Raw genomic sequence first — 11173 nt, 5'->3', positions numbered from 1 at the left:
CCGGCCTGCCGCCGTTCGGCCGCCTGGCGGCGGTGATCGCCTCCGGACCCGACGCCGCCCAGTTGGACGACTTCCTGCGCAAGATGGCCGAGGCGGCGCCCAACTCGCCGGGCGTGGAGGTCTACGGCCCCGCCGAAGCGCCGCTGGGCCTGATCCGCGGCCGCCGGCGCAAGCGCTTCCTGGTCCGCGCTGACCGCGGCGTCGACCTTTCCGCCTACATGGCCGCCTGGCGCGCCCGGGTCCGCCCGCCCGGCGCCATCCGCCTGGCCATCGACATCGACCCGTACAGCTTTCTGTAGCGAGCGTTTCCCTCGCCCTACGGGAGACCGTTGCGTAATTCGTGGATCGTGATTGCCTGTTGTTGGAGACGGGGAGTGTTGCGATGGCGGTGAAGCGGAGGGGCCAGCTTGGCTTTGTGGATCGGTGGCTTCTGGCGAAGGCGGGCGGGCCAGACCGGCTGGACCGGCTGATCACGCTGGTGAGGTGGTATCGCTTCGAGAAGCTGCGTCGACGAGGGCTCAGGCATCGTCGGCTCGGTGATCACCACGCCGGCCAACGTCAACGACACCACGCCCGCCGATGAACTGATCCGCGGCGACGAGCAGGCGGTCTGGGGCGATGCGGCCTATCACACCCATGCCCGGGAGGCGGCGCTGAAGGCCAGGGGCGTCAAGGCCCGCCTGATGCGCCGGCCCAACAAGCATCACCCCACGCTGCCGCCCCGGCTCGCCCGCTATAACCGGCTGATCGGCCGGCGCAGATCAGCCGTGGAAACCACCTTCGCCACCTGGAAGCGGCGCATGGGCCTGACCGCCATCCGCTACATCGGCCTGGCCAAGGCCTCCGCCCAGGTGCTGCTCGTCGCCATGGCCTTCAACCTGCGCCGCTGGGTGACCCTCGGCCCCGCCTGACCACGCCACGAGCCCGTCCAAAACACCCCGCCGATCCGGAAATCGCCGCCAACGCAACCAAACCACGCAACTTGCGACCCCGCCAAGCGCCCCCAACGTCCCAAACGCTCGACACGCTCAACTACGCAACGGTCCATAAAGGGGAGGGAAAAGGGGATCGCGTGCTAACGCTCGCCCCATGACCTTCGACCTCATGCGGTTGATCGCGGCGCTGCTGGTGGTGGTGAGCCATACGTTTCCGCTGGCGGGGCGGGCGCCGTTCCGGATCGTGGGGGTGGAGGACCTGGGCGCCCTGGGGGTGTCGATCTTCTTCGTGATCAGCGGATATCTGGTGGCCGGCAGCTACCGGCGCGATCCCAGGACCTACCTCGTCAAGCGCCTGCTGCGGATCGAACCGGCCCTGATCGTCTCGCTGGTGGTGACCGTGGCGGCCCTGGGGTTCGTCACCACCGCGCCGGCCGGGGAGTACTGGCCGCAGGCGGCGCTCTATGTGGTCCGCAACGCCCTGCTCTATCCGGCCACCTATCACCTGCCGGGCGTGTTCCAGGCCGTGCCGATGGCTGACGTGGTCAATGGCGTGCTGTGGACCCTGCGGCTCGAGTTCAGCTTCTACCTGGTCCTGATGCTGGTCCGGGCGCGGCCACAGGCGGTGCTGGCGATCGCCGGGCTGTGCGTGGTGGTGTGGGCGGCCATGACCTATGCGCGGCCGGACTGGGCGGCGGAGCGGGCCAGCCGCATCGCCTTCCTGGTCGCCCGCAACGGCCTGCTGTTCTTCGGCGGAGCGGCCCTGCAGCTGTTCCGCAGGCGCGTGCCCCTTTGGCTGGGCGCCGTCTCGGCCCTGGCCTTTCCGCTGGTGGGCCCGCTGGCCCTGCCGGCCGCGGTGATCGGTCTGTCGCGGCCGGGCAAGCTCCCGGCGGACCTGAGCTATGGGATCTACATCTACGCGTTCCCGATCCAGCAGCTGCTGGCCGCCTATGGCCAGTTGAACCTGGCGACCGCGGTGCTGGCGGTGCTGCCGTTCGCCGCGGCCAGCTGGTTCCTGGTGGAGAAGCCAACCCTCGCGCTGAAGCCGGGGCCCCGACCCGAGGGGTAGCCGGGTTTTCTACAGGTTCCCGTGAAACCAATCACGCTTCCGTGCGCTCTAGCCCCACAGACACTCCAGGGAGAACCAGCATGCGCATCGCAATCATCGCAGCGGCCGCCATGGCCGCGCTCAGCCTCGCGGCCTGCAACAAGGCCGACAAGGCCACGGACGCCCAGGCCGACGCCGTCAAGGCCGACGCCAACGTCGAGGCGACCAAGGTCGAAGGCCAGGCCGACGCCACCAAGGCCGCCGGCGACGCCAGCGCCGACGCCATGAAGCAGCAGGCGGACGCCACCAAGGACACTGCCAAGGCCGAGGCCTCGGCGATGGACAAGAAGGCTGACGCCACCAAGGCTGAAGGCGAGGCCAAGGCCGCCGCCATGAAGAAGTAGGCCGGAGGACATACCGACCCTATCAAGGCCCCGGAGCTCAGCCGAGCTCCGGGGCCTTTCCTTTGATCGGTTGGCCAAGTCCGGCTGCCGCGGACCCGTCGGCAGTTTGCGGTTTGCATGGCCGTTACAGAGGGTTACAGCAGCGTTGGCTGCCTCGGCGCGAAGGCGCCCGAGGGTTCGAAAGTCAGGTATGAACGGGGATCGTGTCGAGGCGTTGGCGCGGCAGGTGGCGCGGGTCCGCGAGAGCGGCATGCTGGGCCGCTCGCACGGCCTCTCGCGGCTGTTCGACTACCTCGCCGACCCGGCCCGCGACGGGCGCATCCTGCGCGAGGCCGACGTTGCCCAGGACGTGTTCGGCCGCGAGCTCGACCTGTCGGGCGACGCCTCGGTGCGGGTCTATGTGCATCGCCTGCGCCGCAAGCTGGAGGCGTTCTACGCCGGACCCGGGGCCGATGAGCCGCAGCGGCTGGTGATCCCGGTCGGCGAGTACCGCCTGGACGTGGCGGATGCCGCCGAGGTTGCGGTCGCGGCCCCCCTGCCCACCCCCCGGCCGCGCTGGCTTTGGCCCGCGGTCGGCGCGGCGGCGCTGTTGGTCGCCGCCAACATCGGCGCCTGGTGGCTGGTGGCGCGCGACGCGGGGCCGTCGCGGGAACTGGCCCGCATCGCCGCCACGCCGCTCTGGGCGGACATCGGACGCGGCCGCCCGGTGCTGGTGGTGGTCGGCGACTACTACATCTTCGGCGACACCGACTACGAACTCGAGCCGAAGCGGATGATCCGCGCCTTCGAGATCAACTCGCCCGCCGACCTCGACGCCTACCTGATGGACAATCCGAAGCTCCAGGGCCGCTACGTGGACCTGGACACCTATTACACCCCCGTGGGGGCGACCCTGGCGCTGCGCGAGATCATGCCGCTGGTTCGCCAGGCGGCCGGCGGCATCGACCGGGTGCGGGTGATCACCACCTCGCGGTTGACGCCGGACATGATGAAGAGCTCCGACGTGGTCTATGTGGGCTACCTCTCGGCGATGCGCCTGTTGCAGGACCCGGTGTTCGATCGCTCCCGGTTCAAGATCGGCGCGACCTATGACGAACTGATCGAGCGCAAGACCGGCAAGGCCTATGTCAGCGGGGCCGGCGCGGCGCCGGGCGACGGGCCCAACCGCGACTATGGCTACCTGGCCGCCTTCAAGGGGCCGAACGGCAACCACTTCGTGATCATCGCCGGCAACCGCGACATCGGGGTCATGCAGACCGCCGAGATCGCCACCGACGCCAGGTCGCTGGCTGCGCTCCACGCCAGGTCAGGCCAGCCGGTGGAGGCGCTGTACGAGGTGGATGGCATGGGCCGCACCAACCTGGGCGCCAAGCCGGTCGCCGCCGGGCGCTGAACCGGATCCCCGCCCGGCCGTTGTCTTCGTGACCATCCTACGGAGACTGACATGACCGCGAAGAAACCCGTCCACGCCCTGATCCCCGCCGACCGGGTCAACGGGACCGACGTCTACAGCAAGGCCGGCGACAGGCTGGGCAAGATCGAGGACGTGGCGATCGAGAAGGTCTCCGGCGAGGTGGCCTATGCGATCCTGTCGTTCGGCGGCCTGCTGGGCCTGGGCGCCAAGTACCATCCGGTGCCCTGGAAGCTGCTGAAGTATGATGAGGCCAGGCGCGCCTACATCGTGCCGCTGATCAAGGCGGACCTGGAAAAGGCCCCGATGATCGACGAGACCGAACTCAGCGGCTGGAACGACGAACTGAGCCGCGAGGCGATCTACGGCTACTATTCGACCTATGGCGTCGGGCCCTATTGGGGCTGATCGAACAAGCTTCACATCGGCGCGCGTCCAAATCCGCCGTCGCGCGTTGTCAGTTCATGCGAAACCTTGACCGTCCGATCCTCGCCGCCTGCGCCCTCCTGCTGCTCACCGCCGGCGGCGCCATGGCGGCGCCCGCCGGCATCGCGGCCGCCTTCGGCAACACCGTCAAGGCAACCTATCCGGATGGCCGCTTCCAGCGCTACTGGTTCAAGGCGGATCACACTTGGCATGCGATCGGGCGGCGTGGGACCGCGTCGTCCGGCAAATGGACGCAGAACGGCGAGACCGTCTGCCTGAAGCAGACCAAACCGTTCCCGGCCCCGCTCAAATACTGCACCAACTTCCCCAGCACCGGCGCTGTGGGCTCGTCCTGGCCGTCGAAGGACGCCGGCGGCGGGCGGATCACGCTCAGCCTGGTGAAGGGCGCCGCCTGACCGGGCTGGTCAGGTTCGGTTCAGGTGGCTTGCTCGATATGACGTCGGGCGCCAGGGCATTTTCGATGCCCCGGCCTCATCCGTTGGTCATAGCCGAGCGTAATCCAAACCATGCGTCCGATCCCCGCCCTCGCCCTTGCCGGCGCGCTCCTGGCCCCCGGCGTCGCCGCCCTGGCCGCGACCCCCGGCCCGCCGTCGACCCCGTCGATGGACGTCCACGGCGTCCCGGCGGCGTTCGGCAACACCATCAAGGCGCAATACCCGGACGGCCACTACCAGCGCCTGTGGTTCAAGCCGGACGGCACCTGGGAGGCGGTCGGCCGCCGCGGCTACTGGTCGTCCGGCAAGTGGAGCCAGAAGGACGGCGACAAGCTCTGCCTGAAGCAGGCCAAGCCATTTCCGGCGCCGTTCAAATACTGCACGGTGTTTCCGGCCGGCGGCGGTATCGGCGCGGTCTGGACGTCGAAGGACATGGCGGGCGAGCCGATCCGCGTGACCCTGATCCGCGGCATCGAGCGGCCGGCGAACGGCGCGGGTAGCTGAAGTCCTCTCCCGCTCGCTTCGCGGGGACAGGCGGTTCTCAATCGACCGTGTGCTGGGCCCATTGGTCGGCGACGGCGCGGGTGATGGACTGCATGAACGCCAGCCGGTCGGGGACCGACTTGCGGGTCTGGCGCAGCATCACCGCCACCGCATAGGTGTGGCCGTCGGGGGCGGTTAGCAGGCCCACGTCGTTGATGCCGACCGCATAGCCTTCGAAGTCCTGGCCGGTGCCGGTCTTGTGGCCGATGGACCAGCCGGCGGGCAGCGCGCCCTTCAGCCGGTGCGGACCGGTGCGGCAGGCGTGCATCAGGTCCAGGACCTGGGCGGTGGACTGGGGCGTCAGCAACTCACCGCGGGACAGGGCCGCCAGGGTAGTGGTGATCCCGGCCGGCGACGAACCGTCCAGCGGTTCGGCTAGGTAGGCGGCCATCGCCGCCTCGCGGTCGGGCCGGGACAGGCGCTCGCGGGCGGCCTGGAAGTTCCAGCCGACCCCATAGTCCGCCTGCCAGACCAGGCCGGCGGTGCGGGCCTGCAGGTCGCGCTCGTAGGCCCCGACCTTGACCCCGGTCAGGCCCATGTCGGCCAGGGCGGCGGCGACGCCGTCGGGGCCGCCCATCTCGCGCATCAGCTTGTCGTTGGCGGCGTTGTCGCTCTCCACCAGGGCGCGGCGCAGCAGGGCGGAGATCTGGGTGGCGTAGCCGTCCTTGCCGATATTGTAGGCCACCGGTTGGAAGAACACCGAGCGGTCGGCGTCGGTCAGGGTGACGGTGGCGGTCGGATCGATGCGGCCGGCGTCCACGGCATGCAGGACGCTGATCGCCACCCAGAGCTTGGAGACCGACTGCTGCGGGTAGGGGCGGTCCTTGTCGACGCCGGCGGTCCAGCCCTGGGCGACGTCGGTTACCGCCACGCCCACCGGCTCGCCATACGCGCCGGTCAGCTCGTCGAGCCGCGCCTGCAGGGCGGCCGGGGCCGGCGGGGCCTTCCGGGCCTGGATGTGGAAACGGGTCTCCGTCAGCGGGCCCGACGCCAGCTTCACCGCGCGATCGGCCGAGACCAGGCCGCCGGCCAGCGCCGCGGCGGCCACCAGGGCGCCTGCGGCCAGGCCGCGCCGCCCACGCAGATGTCGGAGCCAACCGGCCATTCGCCTACCCGAACTCAGGCCTGACCGTGGTCATGGCCGTGACTGTCGGCGCCGCCCGGGACGCCGCCACGCACTTCGACCGTCACATGGGAGAGGCCCGCCAGTCCAGCCAGCCGTTCGTGGTAGGTCGCCACAGGCTTGGGTTGTGCGGCGTCGATGACCGCTATCACCGCATGGTGCCCCGGGCCGAGGCGCCAGAGGTGCAGGTCCGCGACCCGCTCGCCTTCGCCGGACAGGCGGCGGCGGACTTCGGCGGTGAGTTCGGCGGAGGGGTTGATGTCCAGCAGGGCGGCGCCGGCGCGCTTCATCAGGGTCCAGGCGAACTGGGCGACCAGGCCGGCGGCCAGCAGCCCGGCCAGGGGATCGGCGAAGCGCCAGCCCAGCTGGCGGCCCGCCAGGACCGCGCCCAGGGTCAGGACGGAGACGGCGGCGTCGGCGGTCAGATGCAGGTGGGCGGCCGACAGGTTGAGGTCGCCCTGCGGGTCGTGGCGCGCCGCGCTCGCCCCGGTCGGCTTCAGCAGCCAGATGCAGACCAGGTTCACCACGAAGCCGCCGACCGCGATCGGCAGGGCGTCGGCATAGTTCACCGCCTCGGGATTGAGCAGGCGCATGACGCTCTCGACGCCGATCAGCACCGCCGTCACCGCCAGGACCACGGCGTTGGCGAAGCCGGCCAGGTAGCCCAGCTTGCCGGTCCCGAAGCTGAAGGCCGGGTTGCCGGCGTGGCGGCGCGCCAGGGCATAGGCCGCCGAGGCGACCAGCAGGGCGGCGACGTGTGCGCCCATGTGCAGCCCGCTGGCCATCACCGCCAGGGAGTGGGTCGCCGCCCCGCCGGCCACCAGGACCACCAGGGTCGCGGCGCAGATCGCGGTGACGATCCAGGTCCGCCGCTCATTCCGGCGATGGTCGGCGCCCAGGTACAGGCGATCGTCCCGGAAGCCGTCGAGCGCCTCGGGGATGGGCCGGTCGGGGGCGGAGGCCGTGGAGGTCAAGGCGCGGTCTCGGTGGCGGGATGGTGTTATTCTATAACATGCCCCGAGGGTCAAGGCGCGGTGGGATGACGATTGTGGGTGGGCGACGCACGCACTAGATGACGCTCATGAGCGAGACCGTCCTGACCAAGACCCCCGTCACTGTGCTCACCGGCTATCTCGGCGCGGGCAAGACCACGCTGCTCAACCGCATCCTCTCCGAGACCCACGGCAAGCGCTACGCCGTGATCGTCAACGAGTTCGGCGAGATCGGCATCGACAACGACCTGATCGTCGGGGCCGACGAAGAGGTCTTCGAGATGAACAACGGCTGCGTCTGCTGCACGGTGCGCGGCGACCTGATCCGGGTGCTGTCCGGCCTGATGAAGCGCCAAACTCGAAACGGCGCGCGCGGCTTCGACGGGATCATCGTGGAGACCACGGGCCTGGCCGACCCGGCGCCGGTGGCCCAGACCTTCTTCGTGGACGAGGCCGTCCGCGCGCGGACCGAGCTGGACAGCGTCGTCACCGTGGTGGACGCCAAGCACCTGCCGCTTCGACTGAAGGATTCCCGCGAGGCGGCCGAGCAGATCGCCTTCGCCGACCAGATCGTCCTGAACAAGACCGACCTCGTCACCGAGGCCGAGCTCCGGGAGGTGGAGAGGGCGATCCGCACCCTGAACCCGCTGGCCCCGATCCACCGGGCGGAACGGTCGAACGTGCCGCTGGACACGATCCTGGGCCGCCACGCCTTCGACCTGGCGCGGGTGAGCGAGCTGCAGCCCGACTTCCTGAACCCCGCCCACGGCGAGGCGGGGCACGTCCATGACGACGACTGCGATCACGACCATGATCACGACCACCATGGGCACGACCACCACGACCATGCGCACGACGATGGCCATGCCCACATCCACGACCACGTGGCCGAGAGCGGCATCACCTCGGTCTCGCTGACCTCGCAGACGCCGCTCGACGCCAACCGGGTCACCGCCTGGCTGAACAACGTCCTGCAGACCCAGGGCGTCGACATCCTGCGCGCCAAGGGGATCCTGGACATCAAGGGCGAGGACCGCCGGCTGGTGTTCCAGGCCGTGCACATGATCCTCGAGGGTGACTTCCAGGGCGCCTGGAAGTCCGGCGACAACCGCTATTCGCGCCTGGTGTTCATCGGCCGCAACCTCAACGAGGCCGCGCTGCGAGCCGGGTTCGAGAGCTGTATCGCGGCCTAGGGTTCGCGCCCAGCCGGGTCCAATCCAACCGCCGACGCCTACCGCCTCTCAACCTTCCCCCTTTGGAGGAAACGTCGCCAATGGCGAAGCCGGGCGACAATGGGGAAAGCGCACGAAGCCTCTGAACTTCCCCCATCGACCCTCGACCTGCGGTCTCAGGCCACTTCCCCCGGAGGGGGAAGGATTGGGTTCGGGAATGGGCCAGGGTCGCGCCGTCACCAAAACTGAATCCGCTCACAGGTCCTGCGCAAGACAAAGAAAAACCCGCCGGTCGCCCGGCGGGTCTTGCGAAGCGGTGCGAAGGTTAGAGCTCTTCGTTGATCAGGGCGACCTGGTAGAAGCCGTTGCCCTGCAGGATGTTCATGACGCTCATGAAATCCCCGTAGATCACGTCGCGGTCGGCGCGGATGTAGACGCGCTGTTCGGTCGGCGGCAGGGTCGGATCGTCCTTGGTCAGGGCGGCCGACAGGTCGCGGGTGATGTTGTCCAGGTTGGTGGGCTGCTCGCCGATAAACACCACGCCACCGCGCTGGATGTTGATCAGGATCGGCTCCTTCACCTTGGTGCCAGGCGGCGGCGGGATGGCCGGCGGCAGGTCCAGCCGGATCGAGACCGTCGCGGCCGGGATCGACACCATGAAGATGATCAGGAGCACGAGCATGACATCCACGAAGGGGGTCACGTTCATGTCCGCGTTCTGGCCAAGGTCGAACTTACCGCCGCCCTTGCCGCCGACTTTCGCCGCCATACGTAGATATTCCTTCCCAGGGGACGCTGAACAAACGCGCCCGTCGCGGCGACCATTGGCAAGCCGGTCGGGGCTTGTAAAGCCGAAAGCGCCCGAACGCCGGTTGCTTCGCCGCCCTTGCCCGTTGCGGCCCCTTGGCACTAGGGGGAAGCCCATGACCTTCAGCTTCGACGCCTTTGTGACCACGGCCCTGTTCGACCGCGCCGGCCGCGCCGGATTCGCCCTGGGCGACGGGACCGTCCGCTTCGAGGGCGGCGAGGTGGCGGAGGCCCATGACGGCGCCTGCCTCACCGCCTGCCTGCCGGCCCGCGGCGAGGGCCTGCTGACCGGCGGCGACGACGGCCGGGTGGTGGTCTCGACACCGGCGGGGCCTGAGGAGATCGGCAAGGTTCCGGGCCGCTGGATCGACGCGGTGGCGGCCTCGGCCGGATCCGGGTTGTTCGCCTTCGCGGCGGGGCGCGAGCTGCACGTGCGCGACACGGCCGATGCGGCGTTCGCCCGGGTGTTCACCCACGAGAAGTCGGTGGCCGACGTCGCCTTCGATCCCAAGGGCCGGCGCCTCGCCGCCGCCACCTATGGCGGGGTGGCGCTCTGGTACGCCCGGATCGCCGACCAGAAGCCGCTGGTGCTGAAGTGGGCCGGCAGCCACGTCGCCGTCTGCTGGAGCCCGGACGGCAAGTTCCTGATGAGCGCCATGCAGGAGAACCAGCTGCACGGCTGGCGGGTGGCCGACGAGAAAAACCTGCGCATGGGCGGCTATCCGGCCAAGGTGAAGAGCCTGGCCTTCCTGTCCAAGGGCGCCCTGATGGCCACCTCCGGGGCCAATGGCGCGGTCTGCTGGCCATTCGCCGGGGCGACGGGACCGATGGGCAAGCAGGCGGCCGAGATCGGCTATGATGACGCCGCGCTCACCGCCCGCATCGCCGCCGCGCCGGACCGGACCTGGCTGGCCGCCGGCCTGGACGACGGCCGCGTCTGGGCCGCCGACGTCACCGGCGAAAGGATCGTGCAGCTCAAGGCCGAGAAGGGCGCGGCGATTTCTGCCCTGGCCATGAGCGCCGACGCGAAGCGCGTCGCCTGGGGCGACGAGGATGGCAACGCCGGCGTGGCAGAGATCGGATGAGCGTCAGCCGCGCCGAACGCGCCCGGCGCCTGGCGCCGTCCTTCGAGGTGCAACTGCGCTTCGCCCGGCGGATGAGCGAGCTCACCGGCCGTCCGCTGGGCGAGACCGCCTTGAACTTCACCCACCTGCACCGCCGCTTCGCGCTGGGCGTCCCGGGACGCGCGCCCATCTCGGCCGTCTGGGCGGCCTTTGCGCACGGCCTGGACGCGGCGGACAGCCTGGCCGCGCAGCTGGCGCTCACCCGGGCGACCTTCCTCGCGGCGCCGGAGGAACCCTTCCCGATGCCGGGGCAGACGGCGTTCGGCTGTTTCGCCGACGAGCCGCCCAACGCCGAGGGCGTCGTGCGCGTCCATTTCTACAATCGCGACTCCGACGCCGCCGGCGGCCCGCTGGCGCGCGCCAAGTCGAGCCGCCGCCGGGCCGACCTCGCCGCCTTGGCGCGCCACGTCGCCCAGACCTATCCCGACGCCCGGCGCATCGCCGGCCGGTCCTGGCTCTACAACCTGGAGGCCTATCGCCGCCTGTTCCCGCCCGACTACGCGGCCTCCTGCGCGCCGGCCTCCGAACCCGTCCACCTCGTCGGGACCTCCAGTTGGGGCCAGCTCATCGACCGCCACGAGACTATCCGCCCGGACGTCCGCGACGCGCTGCTGGCCAACCTCGACAGCCTGGACCCGGCCGCCCCGTGGCGCGCCTTCCCGCACCAGGTGCTGGTGGTCAGCGCGCCGGTGGAAAGGTTCACCGCCCACTTCGGGGTTTAGGCGCAGCGCAA

The 11173-nt window shown here is 70.0% G+C and carries 12 protein-coding genes and 2 pseudogenes; 11 read left to right on the top strand and 3 right to left on the bottom strand.

What is annotated here, in order from left to right; genetic code table 11:
- The 8 genes and pseudogenes from Q0R13_RS17905 to Q0R13_RS17870 all read left to right on the top strand — a co-directional run.
- Window positions 1–299: pseudogene (locus Q0R13_RS17905) on the top strand (primosomal protein N'); the annotation flags it as partial.
- A gap of 207 nt (window positions 300–506) precedes the next feature.
- Window positions 507–911 (top strand): annotated as a pseudogene (locus tag Q0R13_RS17900) (transposase); the annotation flags it as partial.
- 178 nt (window positions 912–1089) lie between these two features.
- Entirely contained in the window at window positions 1090–2004 is a 915-nt protein-coding gene (locus tag Q0R13_RS17895; protein ID WP_293906472.1) for an acyltransferase, read from the top strand.
- A gap of 80 nt (window positions 2005–2084) precedes the next feature.
- Entirely contained in the window at window positions 2085–2387 is a 303-nt protein-coding gene (locus Q0R13_RS17890; protein WP_293906470.1) for a hypothetical protein, read from the top strand.
- A 190-nt stretch (window positions 2388–2577) separates the two neighbouring features.
- A complete protein-coding gene (locus Q0R13_RS17885) occupies window positions 2578–3780 on the top strand; it encodes a helix-turn-helix domain-containing protein (RefSeq protein WP_293906468.1) in 1203 nt (400 codons plus the stop codon).
- Window positions 3781–3831: 51 nt separating this feature from the next.
- The gene (locus Q0R13_RS17880; protein ID WP_293906466.1) at window positions 3832–4206 is read left to right on the top strand and encodes a PRC-barrel domain-containing protein; all 375 of its coding nucleotides are present in this window, start codon (window positions 3832–3834) and stop codon (window positions 4204–4206) included.
- A gap of 56 nt (window positions 4207–4262) precedes the next feature.
- On the top strand, window positions 4263–4640 hold the full coding sequence (locus Q0R13_RS17875) for a hypothetical protein (protein WP_293906464.1): 378 nt from the start codon (window positions 4263–4265) through the stop codon (window positions 4638–4640).
- Window positions 4641–4751: 111 nt separating this feature from the next.
- Complete coding sequence (locus tag Q0R13_RS17870; RefSeq protein ID WP_293906462.1) at window positions 4752–5183, top strand: hypothetical protein; 432 nt, start codon at window positions 4752–4754, stop codon at window positions 5181–5183.
- Between the two features lie 37 nt (window positions 5184–5220).
- On the opposite strand, the gene Q0R13_RS17865 is transcribed toward Q0R13_RS17870, so the two are convergent.
- Together Q0R13_RS17865 and Q0R13_RS17860 are read right to left on the bottom strand one after the other, a co-directional pair.
- On the bottom strand, window positions 5221–6327 hold the full coding sequence (locus Q0R13_RS17865; RefSeq protein ID WP_293906460.1) for a serine hydrolase: 1107 nt from the start codon (window positions 6325–6327) through the stop codon (window positions 5221–5223).
- Between the two features lie 14 nt (window positions 6328–6341).
- Window positions 6342–7319, bottom strand: coding sequence for a cation diffusion facilitator family transporter (locus Q0R13_RS17860; RefSeq protein ID WP_293906458.1), 978 nt, complete (start codon window positions 7317–7319; stop codon window positions 6342–6344).
- A gap of 107 nt (window positions 7320–7426) precedes the next feature.
- Between Q0R13_RS17860 and Q0R13_RS17855 the strand changes: the two genes are divergently transcribed.
- Window positions 7427–8530 carry a GTP-binding protein gene (locus Q0R13_RS17855; RefSeq protein WP_293906455.1) on the top strand — a complete coding sequence of 368 codons (1104 nt, stop codon included), beginning with the start codon at window positions 7427–7429 and terminating at the stop codon, window positions 8528–8530.
- Between the two features lie 304 nt (window positions 8531–8834).
- Here Q0R13_RS17855 and Q0R13_RS17850 read toward each other — a convergent pair whose 3' ends face one another.
- The gene (locus Q0R13_RS17850) at window positions 8835–9278 is read right to left on the bottom strand and encodes a biopolymer transporter ExbD (protein ID WP_293906453.1); all 444 of its coding nucleotides are present in this window, start codon (window positions 9276–9278) and stop codon (window positions 8835–8837) included.
- A 154-nt stretch (window positions 9279–9432) separates the two neighbouring features.
- Between Q0R13_RS17850 and Q0R13_RS17845 the strand changes: the two genes are divergently transcribed.
- The gene (locus tag Q0R13_RS17845; protein ID WP_293906451.1) at window positions 9433–10401 is read left to right on the top strand and encodes a WD40 repeat domain-containing protein; all 969 of its coding nucleotides are present in this window, start codon (window positions 9433–9435) and stop codon (window positions 10399–10401) included.
- Window positions 10398–11162: a hypothetical protein gene (locus Q0R13_RS17840; protein WP_293906449.1), complete on the top strand. Its 765-nt coding sequence runs from the start codon at window positions 10398–10400 to the stop codon at window positions 11160–11162. Before Q0R13_RS17845 ends, Q0R13_RS17840 begins: the two co-directional genes overlap by 4 nt.
- Window positions 11163–11173 lie beyond the last annotated feature (11 nt).

The organism is Phenylobacterium sp. (assembly GCF_025351295.1).
Classification (GTDB): domain Bacteria; phylum Pseudomonadota; class Alphaproteobacteria; order Caulobacterales; family Caulobacteraceae; genus Phenylobacterium.
Note: the sequence above shows the minus strand (reverse complement) of the source record. Positions and strands in the feature narration are given on the sequence as shown.